Raw genomic sequence first — 26,961 nt, forward strand, 5'->3', positions numbered from 1 at the left:
CGCCGCGGTTCACGCGAGCCGTTTGGTATAGACCGTCGTGGGCGCCATCGCGCCATCCGGCATCAGCGCATAGGCCGGGATATCGCCCACCCGTTCCCAGCCGCCGCGTTCATACAGGCGTGCCGCCGCGCTGCCGGTGATGGTATCGAGCACCAGCGTGGTGCGGCGCAGCGCCGATGCCTCGCGCTCCACCGCCGCCAGCAGCGCTGCGCCCACCCCCTGGCACTGGCTGCGCGGCGCCACCAGCATCTTGGCGACATCGGCGCGGTGCAACTGGTTGGGCATGGCGGCCGGCACCAGGCTGACAGTGCCGGCCGCGCCGTCGGCATCCTGCGCCACCAGGATTACCACCTCGCCGCCAACTGCCGCCGCAGCGCGCGCCTGCCACCAGGCCAGCGCCTGCGCCTGATCAAATCCCGCCATGAAGCCGATCGACGCGCCGCCCGCCACGGCCGCCACCATCATCGCTGCCAGGTCCGGCAACAGCCCCGCATCGGCCACGGGATCGAAGCGCTTGATCTCCATGGCGCTTGGCTAACACGCAGCACTTGACGGGCCAAGCCTGCGCCGGCCAAGTCATCGCTTGGGGAGACTGGTGATGATTTCGGCGCAATTGCGATGGGCGATCATCCTGATCGGGGTGGCCATTGCCTTGAACTATATCGATCGCGGCGCGGTCAGCGTGGCGGCGCCGTTGATCAAGGACGAATTCGGCCTGACCAACGAGCGCTATGGCGTCATCGTCTCCAGCTTCTACTGGACCTATGTGCCGGCGCTGGCGCTGGCCGGCTGGCTCGCGGACCGGATGAGCGTGCGGCTGCTGATGGCGCTGGGCGTTGGCACCTGGGCACTGGCCACGATCGGCATGGGCTTTGCCGGCGGGGTGACCGCGCTGATCCTGCTGCGGCTGGCGATGGGGCTGGGCGAGGGCGTCGCCTTCCCGTGCGGATCGAAACTGATCGCCAAGGTGCCGGAAGGCGCGCGCGGGTTGGCCAATATCTCGCTTTCGGGCGGCCTGGCGGTGGGGCCGCTGATCGGCACGCTGGCCGGCGGGGTGATGCTCGATCTGTGGGGCTGGCAGGCAATGTTCATCGCGTTCGGCCTGATCACCCTGTTGTGGCTGGTGCCGTGGTGGCTGGCGCGGCGCGGCATTTCCGAAGGCGAAGCGCCGGTTTCCACCACCGAAACGGCGGTGCCTTTGGCGCAGATGCTGCGCAACCGCGGCCTGTGGGCGATCACCGCGCTGCACCTGTCGGCGACGTTCCCGCTTTATTTCATCGTGGCCTGGCTGCCGCTGTGGCTGATCAAGGCGCGCGGCTATTCGATCATCGACATGAGCCTGCTCACCGCGTCCTTCTATGTCGCGCAGCTGGCCGGCGGCACCATCGGCGCCTGGGCGATCGACCGCGCCATCCGCGCCGGCGGTGACGGCTCGAAATGGCGGCGCGGCATGTTGTTTTTCGGTGTCGGCACCTGCGTCGCCGGCCTGCTGCTGCTGCCCGATGTGAACGGCTGGCCGCTACTGCTCACGTTGATTGCCGTCACTGGCTTTGGCTATGGACCGGTGCCCAACCTGCTGTTCGTCATGGGGCAGACGATGGCCGGGCCGGCGTCGGCCGGACGCTGGGTGGGGGTGCAGACCAGCCTGGGCAATTTGTCGGGCGTGATCGGGCCGGTGGCCACCGGCATCATCGTCGATGCCGCCGGCTATCGCCCGGCCTTCCTGATGACCGCCGGCATCGTCACGCTGGGCACGCTGATCTTTGCGCTGGCGGTGCCGCGCGTCGTGCCGGTCAGATGGAGCGTCAGGCCTTTGGCGGCGTAGCAGGCGGGGGGGAATCGGGCACCATCGTCACCGGCGGTGCTTCGGTCGGCACCATGGTCGGGCCTTTCGCGCCCGCCGGGCCCACCGTCTGCCCGCGCGCCTTCCTGTGCTCATCCAGATCGAGCACGGCCGATTCGTCCTCGGTCAGCAGGCCGAGCCGGCGCGCCACCTCCTGATACGCCTCGACCTCGCCGCCCAGATCACGGCGGAAGCGGTCCTTGTCCAGCTTGTCGCCGGATTTCATGTCCCACAGCCGGCAGCCGTCCGGGCTGATCTCGTCGGCCAGAATGACGCGCGCGAAATCGCCATCATAGAGCCGGCCGAATTCCAGCTTGAAATCCACCAGCCGGATGCCGACGCCGGCAAACATGCCGGCCATGAAATCATTCACCCGGATCGCCATGTCGGCAATGTCGTGCATCTCGTCCTGGCTGGCCCAGCCGAACGCGGCGATATGTTCATCGGTCACCAGCGGATCGCCGAGCGCGTCATCCTTGTAATAATATTCGATGATCGTGCGCGGCAGCATCGTGCCTTCCTCGATGCCGAAGCGCTTGGCGATGCTGCCGGCGGCGACATTGCGCACCACCACTTCGATGGGGATGATCTCTACTTGGCGCACCAGTTGTTCCCGCATGTTCAGGCGGCGGATGAAATGCGTCGGGATGCCGATCAGGCCGAGCAGGGTGAAGACATGTTCGGAAATACGGTTGTTCAGCACGCCCTTGCCGCTGATCGTGCCCTTTTTCTGGGCATTGAAGGCGGTGGCATCATCCTTGAAATACTGGATGATGGTGCCGGGTTCCGGGCCTTCATACAGGATCTTGGCCTTGCCTTCGTAGATCTGGCGGCGGCGGGTCATGCGGTTCTCCTGGGCGGTGCCGCCTGGCTTGTGGGCTGAGGGCGGCGCCGGAAACATGGTCTGCGCGTGGCCAGTGCGGGCCTGCAAGGGCAGGTTAACACGCCCGACGCGCGCGGGGGAGTGGCCATAGCCGCAAAGCCCTTCCGGCACAACTTGCCGGCATTGGCCCGGCATTGACATTGAACCCGGCGTTCGCCTCGCCTATCTGGGAAACGCAGAGTGCAGGAGCAACGGCGCATGACCAGTTTCGATAATCGCGAACAAGCCTTCGAAGCCAAGTTCGCCCACGACGAGGAAACTCGTTTTCGCATCCTGGCGCGCCGCGGCAAGCTGATCGGGCTGTGGGCGGCGGAAAAGCTCGGCAAATCCGGTGAAATCGCCGAGGAATATGCCAAATCGGTGCTGATTTCCGATCTGGAAGTGCCCGGCGACAGTGACATCATCGCCAAGCTGCTCGGCGATCTGGCGCCGCACGGTGTGGGCGAATCCGATATCAAGGCGATGTTGGCGGAAAAACTGGTGCAGGCCGAAGCCCAGATTGCCGGGGTCGCCTGATGGCGATGCCCGCACACGAGATCGAATCGGCGATTCTGGCGGCGCTGCCCGGCGCCGTGGTGCAGATCACCGATCTCGCCGGCGATGGCGATCATTACGCCGCCGTCGTCACCGCGTCGCAGTTCGCCGGCCTGTCCAGGGTTGCGCAACAGCGGCTGGTGTATAATGCTTTGGGTGGGCGCATGGGGGCAGCATTGCACGCCCTGAAACTCACCACGATTCCGGCCTGATCACGGCCCAGAGCGCCCAACCCAGTTTGCAAGGATAGAGCCTCCCATGAGCAATCCCGTCCATGATCGCATCAATGCCCTCGTCACCAGCAACGATGTCGTGCTGTTCATGAAGGGCACGCCGTTTTTCCCGCAGTGCGGCTTTTCCTCCACCGCGATCCAGATCCTCGAGCGCCTCGGCGTCGGCTTTGAATCGGTCGATGTGCTGGCCGATCCGGAAATCCGCGCTGGCATCAAGGCCTACAGCGATTGGCCGACCATCCCGCAGCTGTATGTGAAGGGTGAATTTGTCGGCGGCAGCGACATCATGATCGAGATGTTCCAGGCCGGCGAATTGCAGGCGCTGGTGGCCGAAGCCGGCATCGCTTCGCAGGTCTGATCGCAGCTGATCCGGCCCGCCCGGTGCCACCACCTTCCCCGCGGCTTGCCGTTTCCGCCATCTGGGATGGCATGACATCGCTGTTGACGGCTGATCTGTCGCGCATGTTCTTCGTTGCGGCGCCGTTCACCTTGCTGGTCGGCGTGGCGGTCGAACTCTATGGCCCGCCGCCACCGGCCGATCTGACCAACATCAGCCCGCCGCAATTGTTGTGGCGGTTGGCGCTGCCCAGCCTGTTGGCGGCGCTGGCGCAACTGGCGATCACCCACATGGTGCTGTTTCCCGGCGATGCCCCGCGCCGGGCGCTGGCCGCAGCGGCGGCGATGTTCCCGGTCTATGTCGCCGCGCAGCTGTTGGCATCGCTGCCGGTCGGTTTCGGCTTTCTCGCGCTGCTGGTGCCGGGTTTCTATCTGTTTGCGCGACTGATCTTTGTATCGCCCGCCGTCGCCATGGCCGAAGGCGGATCGCCGATTGCCATTCTCAAACGCAGCTGGGCCGCAACCGAAGGCCAGGGCCTGCCGCTGTGCCTGTTCCTGGTCGCCGGCCTGTTCAGCGTGATCGGCATCTCGATCCTGGCCGAAGGCGCCGGCGCGGCACTGGATGTGGTGACGCGCCTGATCGGACTGGACGGCGCGGCGCGCTTTGTCCACGCGCTGCTGGTCGGCATCGGCAGTTGTTTCGTGGCAGTGGGGACCGCCGTGGCCGGGGCCGTCGCCTACCGCTTGCTGATGGTGCGCTGAACCCGAATCAATCCCCCCATCAATCCCAGCGTGCGTGCGGCGGCAGACTCATGAGGATTGCATCGGTGTTGCCGCCGGTTTTCAGGCCAAAGGTTGTGCCGCGATCATAGACCAAGTTGAATTCGGCATAGAGCCCGCGATAGCGCAGCTGCTCGGCGCGTTGTTCCGGGGTGTAATCCTGGTGCATCTTGGCGCGCACCAGTTTCGGGTAGGTTTCCAGGAAGCAGCGGCCGACGGCCTGCGTATAGGCAAAATCCGCCGCCCAGTCGCCACTGTTCAGATGGTCATAGAAAATGCCGCCAACGCCGCGATGGCGGTTGCGGTGCGGCACCCAGAAATATTCCTCCGCCCATTTCGAATGTGCCGGGTAATAGTCCGGGCTGTGGGCATCGCAGGTGGCCTTCACGGCGGCGTGGAAGGCGGCGGTCTCATCGGCATCGGGCAGCGCCGGGTTCAGATCGACGCCGCCGCCGAACCAGCGCTTGGTCGTGACCAGCATGCGCGTGTTCATGTGCACGGCCGGCACCAGCGGGTTGACCGGGTGGATCACCAAGCTGATGCCGGTGGCGAAAAAGCGCGGATCCTCGGCGGCGCCGTTGATCTGCTTGGCGAAATCCGGGTTGAACTCGCCGAACACCGTCGAGATATTGACACCGGCCTTTTCGAACACCCGGCCTTTCATCACGCCCATTTCGCCGCCGCCGCCTTCGCCGCCGCTGTGATCGGTGCGATCCCACACGCGCTTTTCAAAGCGGCCGGCGTCGCCCGGCGCCTTGGATTCGTCTTCCAACTGTTCGAGCATCGCCCAGATGTCGTTGCGGAGTTGGCGGAACCACGCCTGGGCGGCGCGCTGCTGGTCATCAAGCTGGATCATGCGGCCTTCTAGCCAGCCACGACGCGGCGGAAAAGCCCAAACCCGCAGCATCCGGGATCATCCGTATCTTACGGGCTGGTAATGGGCGCGCCAAAATGTCCGAGGGCTGGGGAGTTTTTGCCCGTTGCGTTGCGACCATCGCTTGTCTATCGCCGTCGGGTTGCAGGTGGGCGGCGGTCCTGCCTGTCTTGCATCCATTTTCGGAAGGGACGAAATGGCGAGCGAAGTGCGGCAGGCTCCTGTCGAAAATCTCGGATCGGGCGGCGAGCGTCGCCGGGATTTCCTCTATATTGCCACGGCGGCCTTTGCCGGCGCTGGCGTCGTGCCGGTGGCCTGGTCACTGGTCAATCAGATGAACCCGTCGGCAGACGTGCTGGCACTGGCGTCGATCGATCTCGATCTGACACCGGTGCAGCCCGGTCAGGCCATCAAGACCAGCTGGCGCGGCAAACCGGTCTTTGCCCGGCACCTGACGCCTGAAGAAATCGCGGCAGCCAAGAAGGTTGACGTGGCATCGCTGCGCGATCCGCAGAAGCTGGAAGACCGCACCAAGCCCGGCAACGAACAATGGCTGATCACGCTGGGCGTGTGCACCCACCTCGGCTGCGTGCCGCTGGGCGCGGCCGAAGGCGAAGTGCGTGGCGATTTCGGCGGCTATTTCTGCCCGTGCCATGGCTCGCACTATGATACGGCCGCGCGCGTCCGCAAGGGCCCGGCGCCCAAGAATTTGGAAGTGCCGCCCTATCAATTCAAGTCACCCACTTCGGTGACGATCGGCTGAGGAGGAGAAAGATGAGCTTTCCCTGGGCAAAACAATTTCAGCCGACGAGTGAAGTCGGCAAGTGGATCGATCAGCGGCTGCCGCTGCCACGCTTCATCTTCAACGCACTCGGGCCGGGCTATCCCACGCCCAAGAACCTGAACGCATTCTATAATTTCGGCGTGCTTGCCGGTGTGGCGCTGGTCATCCAGATCATCACCGGGGTCGTGCTTGCCATGCACTTCGCCGCCGACACGCGCGTCGCTTTCGACAGCGTCGAGCACATCATGCGTGATGTGAACGGCGGCTGGATGATCCGTTACATGCACGCGGTCGGTGCCAGCTTCTTCTTCGGCGTTGTGTATATCCACATATTCCGCGGGCTTTATTACGGTTCCTACAAGCCGCCGCGTGAAGTGCTGTGGATGCTCGGCCTCGTCATCTTCCTGCTGATGATGGCCACGGCGTTCATGGGTTATGTGCTGGTCTGGGGCCAGATGAGCTTCTGGGGTGCGCAGGTCATCACCGGGCTGTTCTCGGCGATTCCGCTGGTTGGCCCGACGATCCAGACCTGGCTGCTCGGCGGTTTCTCGCCGGACAACGCCACGCTCAACCGCTTCTTCTCGTTGCACTATCTGCTGCCGTTCGTGACGTTCGGGGTGATCATCCTGCACGTGTGGGCGCTGCACATTCCGGGTTCCAACAACCCGACCGGCATCGAAGTGAAGACCGAGAGCGATACGGTTCCGTTCCACCCCTATTACACAGCCAAGGATTTCGTTGGCCTGGGTGTGTATCTGATCATCTTCTCGGCCTTCGTGTTCTTCATGCCGAACGCCCTGGGTGAAGCCGACAACTACATCCCGGCCAACCCGCTTTCCACGCCGGCGCACATCGTTCCGGAATGGTATTTCTGGCCCTTCTACGCCATCCTGCGTGCCTTCACGGCCGATTTCCTCGGCGTGCCGGCCAAGCTGTGGGGCGTGCTCGCCATGTTTGCCTCGATCCTGCTGCTGTTCCTGCTGCCTTGGCTGGACACGTCGCCGGTGCGGTCGAACAACTATCGTCCGCTGTCGCGCATCCTGTTCTGGGTGTTCGTCGCCGTGGCGTTGGCACTGGGCGTTTGCGGCGGTGCGCCGGCCGAAGAGCCCTATCTGCGGGCCAGCCAGCTGCTCACCGCTTATTATTTCGCGCACTTCCTGATCATCTTGCCGATCGTCTCCAAGCTGGAGAAGACCAAGCCGCTGCCCAACTCGATCTCGGAAGCTGTGCTGGCCAAATATGGCAAGGCTGGTGGTGGTGCGCCCCTGGCGCAGCCGGCCGAATAAGGAGTAGATGTAAATGATCCGCTGGGGCGCTCTTGCCGTCGGCCTGCTGTTTGTCATCAACGCCTTGTGGGGGGCGATTGTCCCCCGCGAAGACGTGACGCCAGACATGGCCAAGGCCTTGCTGAAACATCCGAAGCATATGGAATGGGCGCACAACGGCCCGGGCAACATCGGCGTGCTGGGCACGTTCGATCGCGCCCAGTTGCAGCGCGGCTTCCAGGTTTACAAGGAAGTCTGCTCGGCCTGCCATTCGATCAACCGCATCGCCTTCCGCGATCTGGCCGATCTTGGCTTCACCCCGGCGCAGATCAAGACGATCGCCGCCGAATATGAAGTGCCGGCCATCGACAGTGCGGGCGAACCGACGACGCGCAAGGCGACGGCCGCTGACAAGTTCCCGCTGGTCTATGCCAACGAAGCCGCGGCGCGTGCGGCGCAGAACGGCGCCAATCCGCCTGATCTGTCGCTGATGACCAAGGCGCGCCCGAATGGCACCAACTATGTCTATTCGCTGCTGACCGGCTACTCTGACAATATCCCGAAGGGTTGGACCAAGCCGGACACGCTTTATTACAACCCCTATTTCCACAGCATCAATATCGCCATGCCGCCGCCACTCGCGGCTGACGGCCAGGTGACCTATGCCGATGGTTCGCCGGCGACGGTTGACCAATATGCCAAGGATGTTGCGACCTTCCTGACCTGGACGGCCGAACCCAAGCTGGAAAACCGCAAGGAAACCGGCGTGGCGGTGATCCTGTTCCTGATCGTCATGACCGGGTTGGGCTATCTGAGCTATCGCAAGGTGTGGGCCGACATCAAAAAGGCCTGATCGCCGATTTGCGAGTTGAACAGGCGGCGGCCCTCCGAAAGGATGGCCGCCGCTTTGTTGTTGGGAGACGGTGATGGCCAACGAGGGTATCTCGCGGCACTGGTGCGGACGATTCCGGATTATCCCCATGCCGGCGTCCTGTTTCGCGACATCACCACCTTGCTGCTGGATGGGCCGGGCTTTGCCGCCTGCACCGATCGGCTGGCGGCGGCAGTGGTCACGCCGCCTGATCTGGTTGCCGGCATCGAAGCGCGCGGCTTCATCTTCGGCGCGGCGCTGGCGCAGCGGCTTGGGGTGGGCTTTGTGCTGCTGCGCAAACAGAACAAGCTTCCCGGTCGGGTGACGGGCGTCAACTATGCGTTGGAATATGGCACCGACCGCATCGAGATGCATGCCGATGCGGTGCAGCCGGGCCAGCGCGTGCTGTTGGTTGATGATCTGATCGCCACGGGCGGCACGGCGCTGGCCGGCGTGGCGCTGCTACGCGGCGCTGGCGCCGTGGTCGATGAAGCAGCGTTCGTGATCGATCTGCCCGATCTGGGCGGGGCAGAAAAACTGCGCGCTGCCGGGATCGGCGTGCACACGCTGTTGGAATTTGAGGGGGATTAAGCCTTACACGGCTCCCCTCCCGCTTGCGGGAGGGGCTGGGGGTGGGATTGATGGGCCACCTTCAGTGCGCTGTGGGCAAGACTGACCCACCCCCGACCCCTCCCGCAAGCGGGAGGGGAGAAACAAGTCCTTACTTGATCCGCTGCTTGCGCGCTGCATAGCGCGCGTCGCGCGCCGCCTTCTGGGCGGCTTCGCGAGAAATCGCTTCCAGACGGGCCTGCTCGGCGGCCTTTTCGCGCTGGGCTTCGCGCAGCTTCTTTTCCTCGGCCTGCTGGCGGGCACGCTCGGCGCGGGCGGCCTTGGCTTCGGCTTCCTTCTGGGCGCGCTTTTCGGCGCGGGCCTTGCTGGCGGCCAGGGCTTCTTCGCTGGGCGGGGCGGCTTGCTTGAACTTTTCCAGCTTGGCCAGGCGTGCTTCGGCCGCCGTCTTGGCGCGGTCGTTGTGATCGGGGAGTTTGAACATGCGCGTGCTTTACCCGCTCAGGGTTGCTGCCGCAACTGTGAACGGCGTGGCTGATCCCCCCTATCACGACAGGCTTTGCGCTGGGCGGCGCTTGCGATAGCAAGGATGCATGAACGACAGGCTGCATCCGCGTGCCCGCATTGCTGCTGCCGGCATTGCGATGCTGGCTGGCACGGCTTTGCTCACCCAGTTCAGTCTGGATGTGGTGGAACGCGGCCGTGATCCGGTGCGTGCTGCCGCGATGCTCTATGGCTGGTTCACCATCTGGTCGAACACCGCGGTGGCGTTGATCGCGGTGCAGGCGGGCATGGGCGGGCGTGCCGCCGGCCTGGCGCACCCGGCGCTGCTGGCAGCGAGCACGGCGTGGATCGTGGTGGTCGGCATCATCTACAACACGCTGTTGGCGGGCTTCAATCATCCGCCGACGGTGCTGCGCCAGGCGGTGGACATGGTGTTCCACATCATCACGCCGCTGGCCTGGGCGTCGTGGTGGCTGTGGCTGCGCCCGGCCGGGCAGTTACACTGGCGGCATCTGGCGGTGGTGCTGCCGCTGCCGCTGGCTTATTGTGGCTTTTCGCTGTGGGTGGGCGGGCAAACCGGGCGCTACGCCTATTTCTTCATTGATGCCGGCAAACTGGGCTGGAGCCAGGTGATGCTGAACATCACCGGCCTGGCTGCGCTGTTTGCTGCGTTGATGGCCTTGGCAATCACATGGGACCGGCGTCGGCCGGCCTGAAGCTGAATTTGGGGAGACGCGCATGCATCCGTTCCACCACGCCACGGCACAGCCGGACACACCGGCAATCATCATGGCTGGCAGCGGCCAGATGCTGAGTTATGCCCAGCTTGAGGCCGAATCGAACCGTGTGGCGCATCTGCTGCGCGGGCTGGGGCTGGTGCGCGGCGACACGATCGCGATCCTGATGTACAACGAAATCGATTATTTGCCGATCTGTTGGGCGGCGCAGCGTTGCGGGCTGATTTTCGTGGCGATGTCCACCAAGCTCAACGCGGACGAGGCCGGCTATATCGCGCAGGATTCCGCTGCCAAGGCGATCTTCTGCTCACCGGCGCTCGCGGCGGTGGCCGTGGCGGCCACGCCAGGGCTCGATATCGGCGCGCGCCTGTGCACCGGTGCTGGCGCAAGCGCAGGGGTTTCGGGCTGCGTGCGGCTGGCCGATGCCGTCGCCGGCCTGCCCACCAGCCGTATCGCCGATGAAAGCACCGGGCGCGACATGCTTTACAGCAGCGGCACCACCGGCCGGCCGAAGGGCGTGCGCGGGGCCTTGCCGGAAGGCCCGATCGATCAGGTCGATGCGCTGTCCGGGCTGGTGGCGGCGCTTTACCAGTTCGGGCCGGGCATGATGTATCTGTCGCCGGCACCGCTCTATCACGCCGCGCCGCTGCGTTACTGCATGGCGGTGCACAAGTTCGGCGGCACCGTGGTGGTGATGGAGAAGTTTGACCCCGAAACCTATCTGGCGCTGGTCGAACGCTTTGCCATCACCCACAGCCAGTTGGTGCCGACGATGTTCGTGCGCATGCTGAAACTGCCCGAAGATGTGCGCGTCGCCCATGATCTGTCGTCGATGAAGGTCGCCATCCACGCCGCCGCGCCCTGCCCGGTGGATGTGAAGCAGGCGATGCTCAGCTGGTGGGGGCCGGTGATCTATGAATATTACAGCGCCACCGAAGGCGCCGGCTTCACGGCGATTTCCCCGCAGGAATGGCTGGCGCGGCCGGGCAGTGTCGGCAAATCCATCCTGGGCCAGGTCCGCGTGCTCGATGATGATGGCAATCTGCTGGGCCCGAACCAGACCGGGCGGATCTTCTTCCACGGCGGCGGATCGTTCAGTTACCACAATGATCCCGCCAAGACGGCGAGCGTGATGAGCGAGCATGGCGCCACCTTCGGCGACATCGGCCATGTGGATGAAGACGGCTATCTGTTCCTGACCGACAGAGCCGCCTTCATGATCATTTCGGGCGGGGTGAACATCTATCCACAGGAAGCCGAAAACGCCCTGACCCTGCATCCCGAAGTCGCCGACGTGGCGGTGTTCGGCATCCCCGACGATGTGATGGGCGAAGCCGTGCACGCCGTGGTGCAACCGCGCGATATGGCGCGCGCCGGGCCAGACCTGGAAGCCGAACTGATCGAATTCGTCCGCGGCCGGCTCAGCCACGTGAAATGCCCGAAACGCATCGATTTCCGCGCCGAACTGCCCCGGCATGATACCGGCAAGCTCTACAAGCGGCTGCTCAAGGACGAGTATTGGGCCAAGAGCGCCTGATCTTGCCCAAACGGCCCGGCCTGTTATGCCGGGCCATGGTGATGCGTTTTTTCCGTCTGGTTCTTGCGCTGCTGCTCGCCGCGCCGGCGCTCGCTGCGCCGGCGATGTGGCAGCTGGAGGGCGGTGCGGCGCGCATCACGCTCTATGGCACGGTGCACGCATTGCCGCGGGGCAAGAGCTGGATGAGCGATGCGGCGCGCGCCGCCTTCACCAGCGCCGACACATTGGTGGTGGAGGTGGCAAACAGCGGCGATCCGGTGGCCATGGCGGATGTCGTGCGGCGTATCGGCATGCTGCCGGCGCCGATCCCGCTGGCCAGCCGCTTGCCGGCCGATTTGCGGCCGCGGCTGTCCGCGCAGTTGCGCAGCCTGGGCATGCCCGCCGACAGCCTGGATCGTTACAAAAGCTGGCTGGCCGCCATCACCATCCTGGCCATCGACATGCAGCGCAGTGGGCTGGACGCGAATGATGGCGTCGATCGCGCCCTGATCGCCATGGCCAAGGCGGCGGACAAGCCGGTGGTCGGGCTGGAAACCGCGGAATTTCAACTCGGCCTGTTCGATGCATTGCCCGAAGCCGAACAGCGGCTGCTGCTGGGCTCGGCGATCATCGATGCCGGCGCCGCGCAGGATGAAATCCGCGCGCTGCTCAAGGCCTGGGAAGCCGGCGATGTCGAACGCATCCGTTCGGAGTTCGATGATGGCAGCCTGTCGCCCGAACTGGAGGCAGCGCTGATCATCCGCCGCAACACAGCCTGGGCGGATTGGCTGGCGAAGCGCGCCGCACAGCCCGGCGGCGTGTTCGTGGCGGTGGGCGCCGCGCACATGGCCGGGCCGGACAGCCTGATTGCGCTGCTGAAGCTGCGCGGCTTGACGGTTCGGCGGGTGGAATGAGGTGGCTGCTGCCCCTGCTGTTGTTGCTCGCGGCGTGCAGCCGTGCGCCGGGCGAGGCGGACAGCTTGGCGGTGATCGACCGCTTCCACGCGGCGCTCAATGCCGGTGACACCGCCGCCATCGACGGCCTGCTCAGCCAATCGACGCGCAACCTGCGCCCCGGCATCGGCACGGCGCGGGCCTTTCGCGCGATCAGCGCCCGCCATGGCCGCTATCTGGACGGCCGCGCCGCCCGCGTGTCCGGCGCGGACGCACGCACAAGCATTGATTGGCAGGCCCGCTATGAACGCGGCCCGGTTCTGGAACTGTTCGTGCTGGTGGACGAATCCGGCGCGGTGAAGATCGACAGCTACACCGATCAGCCCTGACCGCTTGCCTTTTGCCGCCGCTTCGCCTAAGCGCCGCCCTTCGCGTGGCCACCACCATTTTCGCATCCCTGGAGGCGGGGCGGCACCGCGATTGACCAATCAGGAGCGAGCAATGAGCATTACCGTGAAGCTCGCGGCCGAAGTTCGTGCCAAGGCAGGCAAGGGAGCCTCCCGCGCGATCCGCCGCGAAGGCCGTGTCCCGGCCGTGATCTATGGCGCCGGCGAAGCCGCGACCCCCATCCACATCGAGGAAAAGCTGCTGGTCCGCCAGTTGCACACCGGCCATTTCATGAGCGCCGTCGTCGAGCTGGAACTGGATGGCACCACCATCCGCACCCTGCCGCGCGATGTCGCCTTCCACCCGGTGAGCGACCGCCCGATCCATGTCGATTTCCTGCGCCTGACCGGCAATGAACTGGTCACCGTGACGGTGCCGGTGCACTTCGTCGGCCAGGACGAATCGACCGCGATCAAGGCTGGCGCCATGCTGAACATCGTCGCCCACGAATTGAAGCTGGATTGCCCGGCCGACAATATCCTGGATGAAGTGACGGTCAGTGTCGCTGGTCTGGCCATCGGCGCGTCGATCCACATCGGCGATGTGGCGCTTCCGGCCGGCGTGAAGCCGCACGGTCGCGAAACCGGCATGACCATCGCCACCATCGTTGCGCCCAAGGCGATGCGCAGCGAAGAAGCCGTTCCGGCGTAATCCCAGCCGTCGCGCCCTGCCCAACCGGCGGGGCGCGACGCTGGCCTTCCGGCCATGCAAATTCTGGTCGGCCTCGGCAATCCCGGCGCGCAATATGCGCTGCACCGGCACAATGTCGGCTTCATGGCGGTGGACGCCATCGCCGCGCAATGGTCCATCGGCCCGTTCAAGCCGCGATTTCAAGGCCTGGCTGCTGAAGGCCGCATCGGCGCGCACAAACTGCTGCTGCTTAAACCCGCCACCTTCATGAATGAGAGCGGCCGCAGCGTTGCCGAAGCGGTGCGCTTCTTCAAGCTCGATCCGGCCGCGGCGCTGACAGTGTTTTACGACGAGCTTGATCTGGCGCCGTTCAAGCTGCGCCTGAAGCACGGCGGCGGCGCAGCCGGGCACAATGGCATCCGCTCCATCGACGCGCATCTCGGCCCCGATTGGCGGCGGGTGCGCATCGGCATCGGCCATCCCGGCCACAAGGACCGGGTGACCGGCCATGTGCTCGGCAATTTCGCCAAGGTGGAAATGGACCCGCTGGCCGATCTGCTCGGCGTGATGGCAGCGGAATTGCCGACCTTGCTGGCCGGCGATGAGGCGCGTTACCTGTCAGACGTGGCGCTGCGGTTGCAGGCGTGACACCCGCGCTCTAGAGAACCGCGCAAACCTTTTTCATCCGGAACACCAAAATGCCCATCCGCTGCGGTATCGTCGGCCTGCCCAATGTCGGCAAATCCACCTTGTTCAACGCGCTGACGCAAACCGCGGCGGCGCAGGCGGCGAATTATCCATTTTGCACGATCGAGCCGAATGTGGGCAATGTCGCGGTGCCCGATGCGCGGCTCGATCGGCTGGCGGCCATCGCGAAATCCCAGAAGATCATCGAGACGCAATTGGGCTTCACCGATATCGCCGGACTGGTGAAGGGCGCATCGAAGGGGGAGGGGCTGGGCAACCAGTTCCTCGCCAATATCCGCGAGACGGACGCCATTTGCCATGTGCTGCGCTGTTTCGAGGATGACGATGTCACCCATGTCGCCGGCCGCGTGGACCCGGTGGAAGATGCCGTAACGGTCGAGACCGAGTTGATGCTCGCCGATCTGGAGAGCCTGGAAAAGCGCGTGCCGCAATTGCAGAAAAAGGCCGCGCAGGGCGACAAGGAGGCCAAGGTGCAGGCCGCGGTGCTCGGCCAGGCGCTGGCGCTGTTGCAGCAGGGCAAACCGGCCCGCCTGACCGAAGCCAAGGACGAGGAAGAAGCGCGCGCGCTGAAGAACGCCCAACTGCTCACCACCAAGCCGGTGCTCTATATCTGCAATGTCGAGGAAGCCAGCGCCGCCAGCGGCAATGCCCATAGCGAAGCCGTGGCGAAAATGGCCGCCAGCATCGGCGCCAGCGCCGTGGTCGTCTCCGCCGCGATCGAGGCGGAGATTGCCACCATGGAGCCCGCCGACCGCCAGGAATATCTGGAATCGCTGGGTCTGGCCGAAACCGGCCTGACCCGGGTGGTGACGGCCGCGTACGCGTTGCTCGGCCTGATCACCTTCTTCACCGTCGGCCCCAAGGAAGCCCGCGCCTGGACCGTGAAGAAAGGCGCCCGCGCCCCGCAGGCCGCTGGCGAAATCCACGGCGATTTCGAAAAGAAGTTCATCCGCGCCGAAACCATCGCCTTTGATGATTATGTGACGCTGGGCGGCGAAGGGCCGGCCAAGGACGCCGGCCGGCTGCGGGCGGAAGGCAAGGATTATGTCGTGGTGGATGGCGATGTGATGCACATCTTGCATGGTGCGTAGCGGGGCCAGCGCGCGCGCCGCGCGCGGACTCGCGCAAGCACGGCCGGACTGGCGGATGGCGCTCCTGCCATCCGAACAGCTTCGACGGCGTGGCTCCGCCACGCTCTTTCTTTCTTCCTTCTCGCACCGCTCCAGCGGACTCGGCGGCTTTGCCGCCGGCCGCGCTCGCCAGGCCCACCTACCGGCGTGACAGCCCATCACCCACCGGCTACACCATCCCCATGCTCACCCGCCGCACCCTGATCGCCTCTGCACTGGCCGCCCCGGCCGTCGCCCAGGTTGATCTGGGCTTCAGCGACAATCCGCTGCGCCAGACCACCACGGCCTTCCCGCAGAAAGGTGCGATGATCCTGCAGCGGTCCAGTCCGCCGCTGCTGGAAACCCCTGCATCCGTGTTCGACGCGGCGGATTTCACGCCGAACGACCGCTTCTTCGTGCGTTGGCACCATCCGTTTCCCACCGAGATCGATCCGGTGCAGCACCGGCTGGCGGTGACCGGCCATGTCGCCAAGCCGCTCTCCCTGTCGCTGGCTGCACTGGCCCGGCTGCCGCGCCACCAGGTGGCGGCGGTGAACCAGTGCGCCGGCAATGGCCGCGGCCTGTTCAACCCGCGCATTCCCGGCGCGCAATGGGGCAATGGCGCGATGGGCAATGCCTTGTGGGAAGGTGTGCGCCTGAAGGATGTGCTCGCCCTGGCCGGCGTGCAGGCCGGCGCGGTCGCGGTGCGCTTTGGCGGGCTGGATGCGCCGCTTACCGAGAGCGCCCCCGATTATGAAAAATCGCTGCCTATGGATCAAGCGCTCACCGATGACGTGCTGATCGCCTGGGGCATGAATGGCCAGCCGTTGCCGCTGCTCAATGGCTTCCCGCTGCGGCTGGTGGTGCCGGGCTGGTACAGCACCTATTGGATCAAGATGCTGGATCGCATCACCGTGCTCGACAAGCCCGACGATGGCTATTGGATGGCCAAGGCCTATCTGCAACCCGCCAATGCGCTGGCGGATATCGCACCCGGCGCGCCCGCCGGCCCGCGCGTGCCGGTCACCACCATGCGCCCGCGCGCCATCATCACCAACATCAGCGGCGGCGCTAGGCTGCCGGCACGCAGCTTCACGCCCGTGCGCGGGGTGGCGCTGGGCGGCGATCAGGGTGTGAAATCGGTCGAGCTTTCGGCCGATGGCGGCGCCACCTGGCTGCCGGCGCAGCTTGGCCCCGATCATGGCCGCTTCGCCTTCCGGCGCTTTCTGGGTGGGCTGGCCTTGCCGCCGGGCCGCCACGTCATCCTGGCGCGCGCCACCAACGCGGCCGGCGAAACCCAGCCCGTGCGGCAGAACTGGAACCCTTCGGGTTACAATCGCGCCGGGGTTGAACCGGTGCCGGTGGAGATCGGCTGATGCGTGTATTGCTTGCCTTGGGTGCCGTCTTGCTGCTGGCGGCTGCGCCGCCCAGCCGTCGTCTCAGCGTGGAATTGCCCGATGCCGATGGCCCGTTGCCCGAACGCTATGGCGTGTCGTCCGATGCAGTGAATGCCAATTGCCTGGCCTGCCACAGTGCCGGGATGATCACCGCGCAGCCGCGGCTGACGCGGATGCAATGGGGCGAAACCATCACCAAGATGCGCAGCGTCTATGGCGCGCCGATCGACAAGGCCGATGATGCCGCCATTCTCGATTGGCTGGTCGCCGATTGACCGGTTCATGCTGCACCCGCTAAGGGCCATGCACCGTGAGCAAGCCGCTTTCCTTTCAAGCCATGATATTGGCGCTTCAGGCCTATTGGGGCCGCCAGGGCTGCGTGATCCTGCAACCCTATGATCTGGAAGTGGGCGCCGGTACCTTCCACCCCGCCACCACGCTGCGCAGCCTGGGTCCCGACCCTTGGAACGCCTGTTATGTGCAGCCCTGCCGACGGCCGTCGGACGGGCGCTATGGCGAAAACCCCAATCGCTTGCAGCATTATTACCAGTTTCAGGTCATCCAGAAGCCGTCCCCGCCCGATCTGATCGGGCTGTATCTCGGCAGCCTGGACGCCATCGGCATCGATCGCGCCAAGCATGATATCCGCTTTGTCGAGGATGACTGGGAAAGCCCGACGCTGGGCGCCTGGGGCCTGGGCTGGGAAGTGTGGTGCGACGGCATGGAGGTGAGCCAGTTCACCTATTTCCAGCAGGTTGCCGGCATCGATTGCGCGCCGGTGGCGGGCGAGCTGACCTATGGGCTCGAACGGCTGGCCATGTATATCCAGGGCAAGGACAGCATCTATGATCTGGCCTATAACGATTCCGGGGTGACCTATGGCGATGTGTTCCTGAAGAACGAACAGCAGTTTAGCGCCTATAATTTCGAACATGCCAATACCGAGCGGCTGTTCCAGCATTTCAAGGATGTCTCCGAAGAATGCCGTCTGCTGGTGGCGGCCAAACTGCCGCTGCCGGCCTATGATCAGGCGATCAAGGCCAGCCACCTCTTCAACCTGCTGAACGCGCGCGGCGTGATTTCGGTGGCGGAGCGCCAAGCCTATATCGGCCGTGTGCGCGATCTGGTGAAGGCCGTGGCGGATGTGTGGGTGGAGCAGGCAGCATGAGCCAGTTCCTCCTCGAAATCCTGTCCGAAGAAATCCCGGCGCGCATGCAGGCGGCGGCGGCCGATCAACTGCGCACGCGTTTCATCGATGCGCTCAAGGCCGCTGGCCTGGCCCATGGCACGGTGACGGCCGACGCCACCCCACGCCGCCTGTGGCTGATTGCCGACGATGTGGCGGCGGCCAGCGAAGGTAGCGCCGAGGAACTGAAAGGCCCGCGCGCCGATGCGCCGGCGCAGGCCATCGACGGCTTCCTGAAGAAAACCGGCCTCACCCGCGACCAACTGGAGCCACGCGATACCGGTAAAGGCGTGGTGCTGTTCGCCATGCTGCGCCGCGAAGGCCGCAGCGCGGCGGACATTCTGGCTGAGGTGGTCCCGCAGATCATGCGCGATTTCGCCTGGCCCAAATCGATGCGCTGGGGCGCCGCCAGCCAGAGCACGGCAAGCCAACGCTGGGTGCGGCCGCTGGTCGGCATCGTGGCGCTGCTGCACGATGCTGTGGTCCCGCTTGAGGTCCATGGTGTCACCGCCGGACGCGCGACCGCCGGCCACCGCATCCACGCGCCGGGGCCGCTCGATATCCACAGCGCCGAAACCTATGTGGCGCAATTGCGCGCCGCGCATGTGATCGCGTCTTCGGCCGAACGCCGCACGCTGATTGCTGCGCGCGCGGCCGAACTGGCGCGGGAGGCTGGCCTGGCGCTCATCCCCGATGATGGCCTGGTGGCTGAAAACGCCGGGCTGACCGAATGGCCCGTTCCGCTGTTGGGCCGCTTCGATCCCGACTTCCTGACCGTGCCGCGCGAAGTGATCGTGCTGACCATGCGCACCAACCAGAAATATTTTGCGCTGGCCGATGGGGCAGGTGCACTCGCCCCGGCGTTCATCTGCGTCGCCAATCTGGTGGCCAGCGACGGCGGCGCTGCCATCATCAATGGCAATCAGCGCGTGCTCTCTGCGCGGCTGTCGGATGCGCGATTCTTCTGGGAACAGGATTTGGCCACGGTGCGTACCGGCGGGCTGGAGGCGTTCCTGCCCAAGCTGGAGAATATCGTTTTCCACGAGAAATTAGGCACGATCGCCGACAAGGTCGCGCGCGTCGAATTGCTGGCGACGTGGCTATGCGACCATATCACCTCTCCCCTTGGGGGAGAGGTCGACTCGCCGCAGGCGGCGGGAGAGGGGGCGGCCACAGACAGCGCCCAGCCCCTCTCCCTGGCCGCCGCTGCGCGTCGTCTCTCGACCTCTCCCGCCCAGGCAACCTTGGGGGGAGAGGTGAGCGCACTCGCCGCCCGCGCGGCACGGTTGGCCAAGGCCGATCTCGTCTCCGCCACAGTGGGCGAGTTCCCCGAACTGCAAGGCCAGATCGGCCGTTACTTGGCGCTCGCCAACGGCGAAGACCCGCGCGTGGCTGACGCGATCCGCGACCATTACAAGCCAGTGGGGCAGGGCGATGATGTGCCGACCGCGCCGGTGAGCGTGGCGGTGGCGTTGGCGGATAAATTTGACGCCTTGGTTGGGTTTTTTGCAGTCGGAATCAAGCCCACTGGCTCTAAGGATCCATTTGCACTTAGAAGGGCTGCGCAAGGCGCAAACAGTTTGCTTGTGGAAAACAGTTTGCGGGTATGCTTGCAAACTGTGTTCCTAAAATCTCTCAATCAACATTCAAATACAATTCCCGAAGATGCGCTCATCGCTCAGCGGCGGGAAACTGTTGACGATGTTTTGGATGCCATGGGTGTTAATGCCGATCAACTATTATCTCCGCAAAAATGGAATATTGAAGCTTTACGTGGAACAGTTGAAGCCCGATTGGAATATGAAACTATTCACGAAGTTCTGAAGTTCATGGCCGACCGCCTCAAAGTCCAGCAACGCGAAGCCGGCGTGCGACACGACCTGATCGATGCCGTGTTCGCCCTCGGCGGCGAGGACGATCTTGTCCGTCTGCTGGCCCGCGTGAAGGCGTTGCAGGCGTTTGTGGAGACGGATGAGGGCACCAACTTGCTCGCCGGCTACAAGCGGGCGGCGAATATATTGAAGGCGGCTGAGAAAGAAGGCCCACCCCCGGCCCCTCCCGCGAGCGGGACGGGAGATGGAAGTGAGGCGCTGCTTGCCGCTGCTCTCGACGTCGCTTTGCCCACCGCCACGCAAGCTGTCGCCGACGAACGCTTCACCGATGCCATGGCGGCGCTGGCTTCGCTGCGCGCGCCGGTGGATGCGTTTTTCACCGATGTGATGGTCAACGATCCCGATCCGGCCATCCGTGCGCGGCGATTGGCGCTGTTGGCGCGGTTCCGCGATGCGGTGCATGGCGTGGCGGATTTTTCGAAGATTGAAGGCTAACAGCCCGTTCTCCCCTTGCGGGAGAGGGGGGACTCGCCGCAAGGCGGGTGGGGTGAGGGGTAAGGCACGATGATCAAATCAGTGTTCAAATTCGGCGGCGGCATGGCCGAGGGCGATGCCAAGCAGAAGGAACTGCTCGGCGGCAAGGGCGCCAATCTGGCCGAGATGGCCGGCATCGGCTTGCCGGTGCCCCCCGGCCTGACCATCGCCACCCATGTCTGCGCGGCCTATTATGACGCCGGCGGCCGCCTGCCCGATGATGTGCAGGCCGCGGTGCTGGAGGCGCTGAAATTCATCGAAGCCACCACGGGCAAGGTGTTTGGCGATCCGGTCAATCCGCTGCTCGTCTCCGTCCGCTCCGGCGCGCGGGTGTCGATGCCGGGCATGATGGATACGGTGCTCAATCTCGGCCTCAACGATGCCACTGTCGCCGGCCTCGCCACCGCATCGGGCAATGCGCGGTTCGCGTGGGACAGCTATCGCCGCTTCATCCAGATGTACGGCGATGTCGTGCTGGAACTTGACCATTATCTGTTCGAAGACGCGCTGGAAATCGCCAAGGAAGACAAGGGCGTCACCCAGGATACCGGGCTGGACGCCGCCGATTTGCAGGGCCTCGTCGCCCGCTACAAGGCCATCGTCGAGCAGAATCTCGGCCGGCCGTTCCCGCAGGACCCGCACGAACAATTGTGGGGCGCCATCGGCGCCGTGTTCGGTTCGTGGCGGTCGGACCGCGCCCGCACCTATCGCCGCCTGAACGACATCCCCGAAAGCTGGGGCACCGCGGTCAATGTGCAGGCGATGGTGTTCGGCAATCTGGGTGATACTTCGGCGACGGGCGTGGCCTTCACCCGCGATCCGTCCACTGGGGAGAAGGCCTGGTACGGCGAATATCTGATCAACGCCCAGGGCGAAGATGTCGTCGCCGGTATCCGCACGCCGCAATATCTGACGCTGAGCGCCCGCGAAAAGGCCGGGGCCAAGGCCGCCTCGATGGAAGAATCGATGCCGGTGGTGTTCGCCGAACTCGGCCGGGTCTTCGATCTGCTCGAAGGCCATTACCGTGACATGCAGGATATCGAATTCACGGTGGAAGATAACCGTCTGTGGATGCTGCAAACCCGCGCCGGCAAGCGCACGGCCCGCGCCGCGCTGAAGATCGCGGTGGATATGGTGGGCGAAGGCCTGATCAGCGAAGCCGAGGCCGTTTTGCGCGTCGAGGCCAGCGCGCTCGATCAATTGCTGCACCCGACGCTCGATCCCAAGGCGGTGCGTGATGTGATCGCGCGCGGTCTGCCGGCCAGCCCCGGTGCCGCCAGCGGTGCCGTGGTGTTCGACAGTGACACCGCCGAAGCCCGGTCCCGCACCGGCGAGGCCGTGATCCTGGTGCGCACCGAAACCAGCCCCGAAGACATCCACGGCATGCATGCGGCGCGCGGCATCCTCACCGCGCGTGGCGGCATGACCAGCCACGCCGCCGTGGTGGCGCGCGGCATGGGCCGCCCTTGCGTGTCGGGCGCCGGCAGCATCAGCATCGATCTGGTCGGCCGCACCATGCTGGCCGGCAACCGCCGCATCAATGAAGGCGACCGCATCACCATCGATGGCGCCACCGGCGATGTCATGGTGGGCGAAGTGCCGACGGTGGACCCCGATCTGTCCGGTGATTTCGGCATATTGATGGTGTGGGCCGATCGCCACCGCCGCATGAAGATCCGCACCAATGCCGAAACCCCGGCCGATTGCCGCGTCGCCCGCCAGTTCGGCGCCGAAGGCATCGGGCTGTGCCGCACCGAGCATATGTTCTTCGAACCCAGCCGCATCACTGCGGTGCGCCGCATGATCCTGGCTGAAGACACCGCCGGGCGTGAAGCGGCACTGGAAGAATTGCTGCCCGAACAACGCAGCGATTTTGCCGAGATTTTCCGGGTGATGGCCGGCCTGCCGTGCACCATCCGCCTGCTCGATCCGCCGCTGCACGAATTCCTGCCGCATGATGATGCCGGCTTTGCCGATGTCGCGTCGGCAACCGGGCTCAGCGAAGCGGTGGTGCGCCGGCGCATCAGCGAACTGCACGAATTCAATCCCATGCTTGGTCATCGGGGCTGCCGGCTGGGCATCACCTATCCGGAAATCTACGCCATGCAGGCCCGCGCCATTTTCGAGGCCGCGGTTTTGGTGCGTCAGGAAACCGGCGAGGCCGTGGTGCCCGAAGTGATGGTGCCGTTGGTGGCGACACCGAAGGAACTGGAACTGACCAAGGCCGCCATCGATGCCGAAGCGCAAAAGGTGTTTGCGGCCACCGGCACCACGCTGGATTATCTGGTCGGCACCATGATCGAACTGCCGCGCGCCGCCCTGCGCGCCGCCGAGATTGCCGCCTATGCGCAATTCTTCAGCTTTGGCACCAACGATCTGACCCAGACGACCCTGGGCATCAGCCGCGACGACGCCGCGCGCTTCCTGGGGCCCTATGTCGAAAAGGGCATTTACCCGAAGGACCCGTTTGTTTCGATCGACGAAGAAGGCGTGGGTGAACTGGTCGCCCTGGCCGTCGAGCGCGGCCGCCGCACCAAGCCCGATCTGAAGCTGGGCATCTGCGGCGAACATGGCGGCGACCCGGCCAGCATCCTGTTTTGTGAAGGCCTGGGCCTCGATTATGTCAGCTGCTCCCCCTACCGCGTGCCCATTGCGCGGCTGGCAGCGGCGCAAGCGGCGTTGAAGCGGGGGTAAGGCGTCAACGCCGCCAGATCCACCACCCCGTCGCCAGCCCGACGGCAAAGCCTGCCAGCACAATCAGCCAGATTTCGCCAAACAGCCAGCTCATGGCGCGGTCCTTTCCACCCAGATCGCATCGGCGATGCCGGGGTGCTGGCGCAGGCGGGCGAGCACGCGGGCCCGGGTGGCGGCATCGGCCGTGCCCGAAACGCGCGCGACCCGTCCGACCAGGCCGCTGGCGGCGCGGAAGCTGACGCTGCCATCGGCAACATGTTCGGCGGTCATCGCATCGGCCGCCGCCCCGGACAGCGTCGCCAGTAGCGCCTGGCCCTCAAGCATGACTCCGGCCCGCGCCACCACCATTGTGGCGGCCACCCCGGCCAGCAGCTTGAGCGCGATATGCATGCGCCTCTGCCTATGGCGTCACCAAGGCGCTGGCAAGCATGGTCGCAGCAAGCTATCGACGGCGGCATGAGCGATGTCGATCTTGGGCCCGAGGATGCCTATGTCGTGCAGCCGGTGCCCAGCATGGGCCCGCTGGCGCAGGCGTGGCTCTCCGAACCGGATAGGCGCGATCCGTTGGTGCGCCGCCGCGTGTTGCCGCCGGGCGGGGTCAGCGCCTTTGTGTTGATGCGCGATGGCTGGCCGGTGCGGTCCCTGCGCTGGCCACCGCGTGAAGCTGACCGGCAGACCATCCTGATCCTTACTGGCCGCGCTGATTTTGCCGAAAAATATTGCGAAACCCTGCACGATCTCACTGAGGCCGGCTGGGGCGTGGCGATCTTTGATTGGCGCGGGCAGGGCCTGTCGCGGCGGCTGGGCAAGACACCGCAGCACGGCGCGTCGCCGGGCTTTGGCGTGTGGATTGATGATCTGAAACAGATGCTGGAATGGGCTGCTGATGGTGGCCCGGTGCATGTGATGGCCCATTCGATGGGCGGGCATCTGCTGCTGCGCCATCTGGCCAGCGGCGGCGCTTGCGCGCATGTGGCGCGCGCGGTGGTGATGGCGCCGATGGTCGGGCTGGCCAGCGCATCGCTGGTTACCCGCTTGCTGACGGGCTTTCAGATGCTGCGCGGGCGGGGCAGCGATTATGTGCTGGGCGGCGGGCCATGGCAGCCGGGCATGGCTGGCGATCGCCGCCAGACGATGTTGACCAGCGACCCTGAACGCTATGGCGATGAGAACTGGTGGATCGGCCAATATCCTTCGCTGGCGCTGGGCAGCGTGACCTGGGGCTGGGTGGACGATGCCCTTGCCAGCATTGCGGCGCTTAATGCGCGCGGGGTCCCCGAAGCCATCACGACGCCGCTGCTGGCGCTGCTGCCGGCCAAGGACGTGCTGGTGGACAGTGCCGCCACACGCGCCCTGATCAAGCGCGTGTCCGGCGCGCAGTTTGTTGACTATCCCGGCGCAGGCCACGAACTGCTGCGCGAAGTAGAGCCGCTGCGCAGCCAGGTGCTCGCCCGCGCCGTGGACTTTCTCACCAGCGGCGAATGATAGATTCCGGGACAGACGCCATGTTCGATATCGCCATCATCGGCGCCGGCATTGCCGGGGCCAGCACCGCCTGGGCGTTGCTGGATGCCGCGCCGCAGCTGCGTATCGCGCTGATCGAGATGGAGGATCGCCCAGGTTACCATACCACCGGGCGATCGGCGGCCTTCTGGGTGGAAAGCTATGGCGGGCCGAAAATCGTGCCGCTGTCGCGCGCCAGCCGGGCGTTTTTCGGCGCGCCGCCGGCCGGCTTTCCATCGCTGCTGTCGCTGCGCCCGGGCCTGACGATCGAATCGCCCGATGACCCCCAAGGTCTGGAGCGTGTCGCGGCCGAGTTTGACGAAGGCGGCGTGGATTATCGCTGGCTGGATGCAGCCGATATGGCGGCGCTGTCCGCCGCGCCGATGTTGCGCCCCGAATGGCGGCAACGCGGCCTGTTGGAACCCGATTGCCACGATATCGATGTGGCCGGCCTGCATCAGGGATTTCTGCGGGGCTGCGGCGATGCCAGGCCGACCCTGATCTGCAATGCCCAGGTGGAGCGGCTGGAACGCAGCGGCGGCCAGTGGCGGATCACCACGCGCGCCGGCGTGGTGCAGGCGCCGGTGCTGGTCAATGCCGCCGGGGCCTGGGCCGATCAAGTGGCGACGATGGCCGGCGCGCGCCCGCGCGGGGTGCAGCCGCTGCGCCGTTCGATGGCGGTGCTGCGCATCGACCCACCGCCGCCGGCCGATCTGATGGTGGTGATGGACGCCGCCGGGCAGTTTTACTTCAAACCCGATGGCGGCCGGCTGTGGCTGTCCCCCCACGATGAAACGCCCGATGTCGCCCATGATGTGCGGCCCGATGATCTGGACATCGCCACGGTGATCGACCGGTTCGAACAGGCCACCACGGTCAGCGTGCAGCGGCTGGAGACCAGTTGGGCCGGCCTGCGCAGCTTTGCACCGGATCGCGCCCCCTTGTTCGGCTTTGATGGCGCGGTCGATGGCCTGTTCTGGTGTGCGGGCCAGGGCGGCTTCGGCATCCAGACCGCACCGGCCGCCGGGCGGTTGTGCGCGGCGCTGATTCTGGGGCTGACGCCGCCGATTGATCCCGCGCCCTATGCGGCGACGCGCGCACTCTAACCCCCGCGCGCCTTGTAACGCGCCAGAAAGCCCGCTGCGAAATCATCCAGCCCGCCGCCCGCAATTGCGCTGCGCAAGCCCGCCATCAATTGCTGGTAAAATCCGATATTATGCTGGGTCAACAGCATGGCGCCGAGCATTTCGCCGGCCTTGATCAGATGGTGGAGATAGGCGCGGCTGGCGGCCTGTGGCCCATGGCACACCGGGCAGCGGCAATCCGCGTCCATGACGCGAAGATCCTCCGCATGGACGGCGTTGCGTAGGTTCAAAGGCCCACCGTGAGTGAAGGCCTGGCCGTTGCGGCCTGATCGCGTCGGCAGCACGCAATCGAACATGTCCACACCGCGCTGCACGGCGCCGACGATATCATCGGGCTTGCCGACGCCCATCAGGTAACGCGGCGCGTCCTCCGGCAGTTGCGCCGTGGCATAATCCAGCACGCCGAACATCGCCGGCTGGCCTTCGCCCACCGCCAGGCCGCCGATCGCATAGCCATCAAAGCCGATGCTGCGCAGCGCTGCGGCCGATTCGGCGCGCAGCCGTTCGTCCAGCCCGCCCTGCTGGATGCCGAACAACGCGGCGGCGGCCGCATGGTCCCTGCCGGCATCGAACGCCGCCCGGCTGCGCGCCGCCCAGCGCATGGAGCGGTCCATCGCCGCCTGCACCACCTCGCGAGGGCTGGGCAGCGCCACCAGTTCGTCAAACGCCATGACGATATCGCTGCCCAGCAGGCGCTGGATTTCCATCGAGCGCTCCGGGCTCATAAGGTGGCGCGAGCCATCGAGATGGCTGGCAAAGGTCACCCCTTCCTCGCTGCGCTTGGTCAGGCTGGACAGGCTCATCACCTGATAACCGCCACTGTCGGTGAGGATTGGCCGCTCCCATCCCATGAATGCATGCAGGCCACCGAGGCGCGCGATGCGCTCGGCGGTGGGGCGCAGCATCAGATGATAGGTGTTGCCCAGGATGATATCCGCACCCGCCGCGCGCACTTCGGACGCGCGCAGCGCCTTCACCGTGGCGGCGGTGCCCACTGGCATGAACGCCGGCGTGCGGATTTCGCCGCGGCGCATGGCGATTGCACCGGTGCGCGCCTTGCCGTCGCGGGCGCTGATCGTGAATTGGAAACGGGGTGCGGTCATGGCGGCGGGGCTTAGCCGGCTTCTCCGCAGTGTGCAAAGCTGGTCACCAGCGG

The 26,961-nt window shown here is 65.4% G+C and carries 28 protein-coding genes and 1 pseudogene; 23 read left to right on the plus strand and 6 right to left on the minus strand.

Annotated elements, in window-relative coordinates; all coding sequences use genetic code 11:
• Positions 1–9 precede the first annotated feature (9 nt).
• Positions 10–525, minus strand: coding sequence for a GNAT family N-acetyltransferase (locus AC6UUM_RS08115; protein ID WP_500804817.1), 516 nt, complete (start codon positions 523–525; stop codon positions 10–12).
• Between the two features lie 58 nt (positions 526–583).
• Between AC6UUM_RS08115 and AC6UUM_RS08120 the strand changes: the two genes are divergently transcribed.
• A complete protein-coding gene (locus tag AC6UUM_RS08120; protein WP_500804818.1) occupies positions 584–1,825 on the plus strand; it encodes an MFS transporter in 1,242 nt (413 codons plus the stop codon).
• A gap of 88 nt (positions 1,826–1,913) precedes the next feature.
• Here the strand turns inward: AC6UUM_RS08120 and purC are convergent.
• Positions 1,914–2,687 (minus strand): annotated as a pseudogene (gene purC / locus AC6UUM_RS08125) (phosphoribosylaminoimidazolesuccinocarboxamide synthase); the annotation flags it as partial.
• Positions 2,688–2,924: 237 nt separating this feature from the next.
• Between purC and AC6UUM_RS08130 the strand changes: the two are divergent.
• The 4 genes from AC6UUM_RS08130 (at position 2,925) to AC6UUM_RS08145 (ending at position 4,591) form a co-directional block, all read left to right on the plus strand.
• A complete protein-coding gene (locus AC6UUM_RS08130) occupies positions 2,925–3,242 on the plus strand; it encodes a DUF1476 domain-containing protein (RefSeq protein WP_500804819.1) in 318 nt (105 codons plus the stop codon).
• The gene (locus tag AC6UUM_RS08135) at positions 3,242–3,472 is read left to right on the plus strand and encodes a BolA/IbaG family iron-sulfur metabolism protein (RefSeq protein ID WP_500804820.1); all 231 of its coding nucleotides are present in this window, start codon (positions 3,242–3,244) and stop codon (positions 3,470–3,472) included. The genes AC6UUM_RS08130 and AC6UUM_RS08135 overlap by 1 nt, the downstream gene beginning before the upstream one ends.
• Positions 3,473–3,518: 46 nt before the next feature.
• Complete coding sequence (gene grxD / locus AC6UUM_RS08140; RefSeq protein ID WP_500804821.1) at positions 3,519–3,851, plus strand: Grx4 family monothiol glutaredoxin; 333 nt, start codon at positions 3,519–3,521, stop codon at positions 3,849–3,851.
• Positions 3,852–3,922: 71 nt separating this feature from the next.
• Positions 3,923–4,591, plus strand: a complete 669-nt coding sequence (locus tag AC6UUM_RS08145; RefSeq protein ID WP_500804822.1) for a hypothetical protein — start codon at positions 3,923–3,925, stop codon at positions 4,589–4,591.
• Between the two features lie 19 nt (positions 4,592–4,610).
• Here AC6UUM_RS08145 and hemF read toward each other — a convergent pair whose 3' ends face one another.
• Positions 4,611–5,465, minus strand: a complete 855-nt coding sequence (gene hemF / locus AC6UUM_RS08150; RefSeq protein ID WP_500804823.1) for an oxygen-dependent coproporphyrinogen oxidase — start codon at positions 5,463–5,465, stop codon at positions 4,611–4,613.
• Between the two features lie 214 nt (positions 5,466–5,679).
• Here hemF and petA point away from each other — a divergent pair, with 214 nt between their 5' ends.
• The 4 genes from petA to AC6UUM_RS08170 are packed head-to-tail and all read left to right on the plus strand — an operon-like array spanning position 5,680 to position 8,994.
• Positions 5,680–6,246: a ubiquinol-cytochrome c reductase iron-sulfur subunit gene (petA, locus tag AC6UUM_RS08155; protein WP_500804824.1), complete on the plus strand. Its 567-nt coding sequence runs from the start codon at positions 5,680–5,682 to the stop codon at positions 6,244–6,246.
• Between the two features lie 11 nt (positions 6,247–6,257).
• Positions 6,258–7,553 (plus strand): cytochrome b, encoded by a 1,296-nt coding sequence (locus AC6UUM_RS08160; RefSeq protein ID WP_500804825.1) that lies wholly within the window; start codon positions 6,258–6,260, stop codon positions 7,551–7,553.
• A 13-nt stretch (positions 7,554–7,566) separates the two neighbouring features.
• The gene (locus tag AC6UUM_RS08165) at positions 7,567–8,385 is read left to right on the plus strand and encodes a cytochrome c1 (RefSeq protein ID WP_500804826.1); all 819 of its coding nucleotides are present in this window, start codon (positions 7,567–7,569) and stop codon (positions 8,383–8,385) included.
• Between the two features lie 42 nt (positions 8,386–8,427).
• Positions 8,428–8,994 carry an adenine phosphoribosyltransferase gene (locus tag AC6UUM_RS08170; protein ID WP_500804827.1) on the plus strand — a complete coding sequence of 189 codons (567 nt, stop codon included), beginning with the start codon at positions 8,428–8,430 and terminating at the stop codon, positions 8,992–8,994.
• Between the two features lie 130 nt (positions 8,995–9,124).
• Here AC6UUM_RS08170 and AC6UUM_RS08175 read toward each other — a convergent pair whose 3' ends face one another.
• Positions 9,125–9,454, minus strand: a complete 330-nt coding sequence (locus AC6UUM_RS08175; RefSeq protein ID WP_500804828.1) for a DUF6481 family protein — start codon at positions 9,452–9,454, stop codon at positions 9,125–9,127.
• Positions 9,455–9,563: 109 nt separating this feature from the next.
• Here AC6UUM_RS08175 and AC6UUM_RS08180 point away from each other — a divergent pair, with 109 nt between their 5' ends.
• From AC6UUM_RS08180 to ppdK, 12 genes are all read left to right on the plus strand, one after another.
• The gene (locus tag AC6UUM_RS08180) at positions 9,564–10,190 is read left to right on the plus strand and encodes a Pr6Pr family membrane protein (protein ID WP_500804829.1); all 627 of its coding nucleotides are present in this window, start codon (positions 9,564–9,566) and stop codon (positions 10,188–10,190) included.
• A 22-nt stretch (positions 10,191–10,212) separates the two neighbouring features.
• Complete coding sequence (locus tag AC6UUM_RS08185) at positions 10,213–11,748, plus strand: AMP-binding protein (RefSeq protein ID WP_500804830.1); 1,536 nt, start codon at positions 10,213–10,215, stop codon at positions 11,746–11,748.
• Positions 11,749–11,783: 35 nt separating this feature from the next.
• Positions 11,784–12,641 (plus strand): TraB/GumN family protein, encoded by an 858-nt coding sequence (locus tag AC6UUM_RS08190; RefSeq protein ID WP_500804831.1) that lies wholly within the window; start codon positions 11,784–11,786, stop codon positions 12,639–12,641.
• On the plus strand, positions 12,638–13,009 hold the full coding sequence (locus AC6UUM_RS08195; protein ID WP_500804832.1) for a hypothetical protein: 372 nt from the start codon (positions 12,638–12,640) through the stop codon (positions 13,007–13,009). The genes AC6UUM_RS08190 and AC6UUM_RS08195 overlap by 4 nt, the downstream gene beginning before the upstream one ends.
• A gap of 112 nt (positions 13,010–13,121) precedes the next feature.
• Positions 13,122–13,718: a 50S ribosomal protein L25/general stress protein Ctc gene (locus AC6UUM_RS08200; protein ID WP_500804833.1), complete on the plus strand. Its 597-nt coding sequence runs from the start codon at positions 13,122–13,124 to the stop codon at positions 13,716–13,718.
• A gap of 54 nt (positions 13,719–13,772) precedes the next feature.
• Positions 13,773–14,345 (plus strand): aminoacyl-tRNA hydrolase, encoded by a 573-nt coding sequence (gene pth, locus AC6UUM_RS08205; RefSeq protein ID WP_500804834.1) that lies wholly within the window; start codon positions 13,773–13,775, stop codon positions 14,343–14,345.
• A gap of 50 nt (positions 14,346–14,395) precedes the next feature.
• Entirely contained in the window at positions 14,396–15,496 is a 1,101-nt protein-coding gene (gene ychF / locus AC6UUM_RS08210) for a redox-regulated ATPase YchF (protein ID WP_500804835.1), read from the plus strand.
• Positions 15,497–15,717: 221 nt separating this feature from the next.
• Entirely contained in the window at positions 15,718–16,890 is a 1,173-nt protein-coding gene (locus AC6UUM_RS08215) for a molybdopterin-dependent oxidoreductase (RefSeq protein WP_500804836.1), read from the plus strand.
• The gene (locus AC6UUM_RS08220) at positions 16,890–17,186 is read left to right on the plus strand and encodes a cytochrome c (RefSeq protein ID WP_500804837.1); all 297 of its coding nucleotides are present in this window, start codon (positions 16,890–16,892) and stop codon (positions 17,184–17,186) included. Before AC6UUM_RS08215 ends, AC6UUM_RS08220 begins: the two co-directional genes overlap by 1 nt.
• 35 nt (positions 17,187–17,221) lie before the next feature.
• A complete protein-coding gene (locus AC6UUM_RS08225) occupies positions 17,222–18,079 on the plus strand; it encodes a glycine--tRNA ligase subunit alpha (RefSeq protein ID WP_500804838.1) in 858 nt (285 codons plus the stop codon).
• Positions 18,076–20,424, plus strand: a complete 2,349-nt coding sequence (glyS, locus tag AC6UUM_RS08230; RefSeq protein ID WP_500804839.1) for a glycine--tRNA ligase subunit beta — start codon at positions 18,076–18,078, stop codon at positions 20,422–20,424. The genes AC6UUM_RS08225 and glyS overlap by 4 nt, the downstream gene beginning before the upstream one ends.
• A gap of 69 nt (positions 20,425–20,493) precedes the next feature.
• Complete coding sequence (gene ppdK / locus AC6UUM_RS08235) at positions 20,494–23,157, plus strand: pyruvate, phosphate dikinase (protein ID WP_500804840.1); 2,664 nt, start codon at positions 20,494–20,496, stop codon at positions 23,155–23,157.
• A gap of 90 nt (positions 23,158–23,247) precedes the next feature.
• Here the strand turns inward: ppdK and AC6UUM_RS08240 are convergent, their stop codons facing one another.
• Positions 23,248–23,547 carry a hypothetical protein gene (locus tag AC6UUM_RS08240; protein WP_500804841.1) on the minus strand — a complete coding sequence of 100 codons (300 nt, stop codon included), beginning with the start codon at positions 23,545–23,547 and terminating at the stop codon, positions 23,248–23,250.
• Between the two features lie 66 nt (positions 23,548–23,613).
• On the opposite strand from AC6UUM_RS08240, the gene AC6UUM_RS08245 reads away from it, so the two are divergent.
• Positions 23,614–24,642, plus strand: a complete 1,029-nt coding sequence (locus AC6UUM_RS08245; protein ID WP_500804842.1) for an alpha/beta hydrolase — start codon at positions 23,614–23,616, stop codon at positions 24,640–24,642.
• A gap of 20 nt (positions 24,643–24,662) precedes the next feature.
• Positions 24,663–25,766, plus strand: coding sequence for an NAD(P)/FAD-dependent oxidoreductase (locus tag AC6UUM_RS08250; protein WP_500804843.1), 1,104 nt, complete (start codon positions 24,663–24,665; stop codon positions 25,764–25,766).
• On the opposite strand, the gene tgt is transcribed toward AC6UUM_RS08250, so the two are convergent.
• Entirely contained in the window at positions 25,763–26,908 is a 1,146-nt protein-coding gene (gene tgt, locus AC6UUM_RS08255; RefSeq protein WP_500804844.1) for a tRNA guanosine(34) transglycosylase Tgt, read from the minus strand. The genes AC6UUM_RS08250 and tgt overlap by 4 nt on opposite strands.
• Between the last annotated feature and the right edge of the window lie 53 nt (positions 26,909–26,961).

The organism is Sandarakinorhabdus sp., assembly GCF_987265915.1.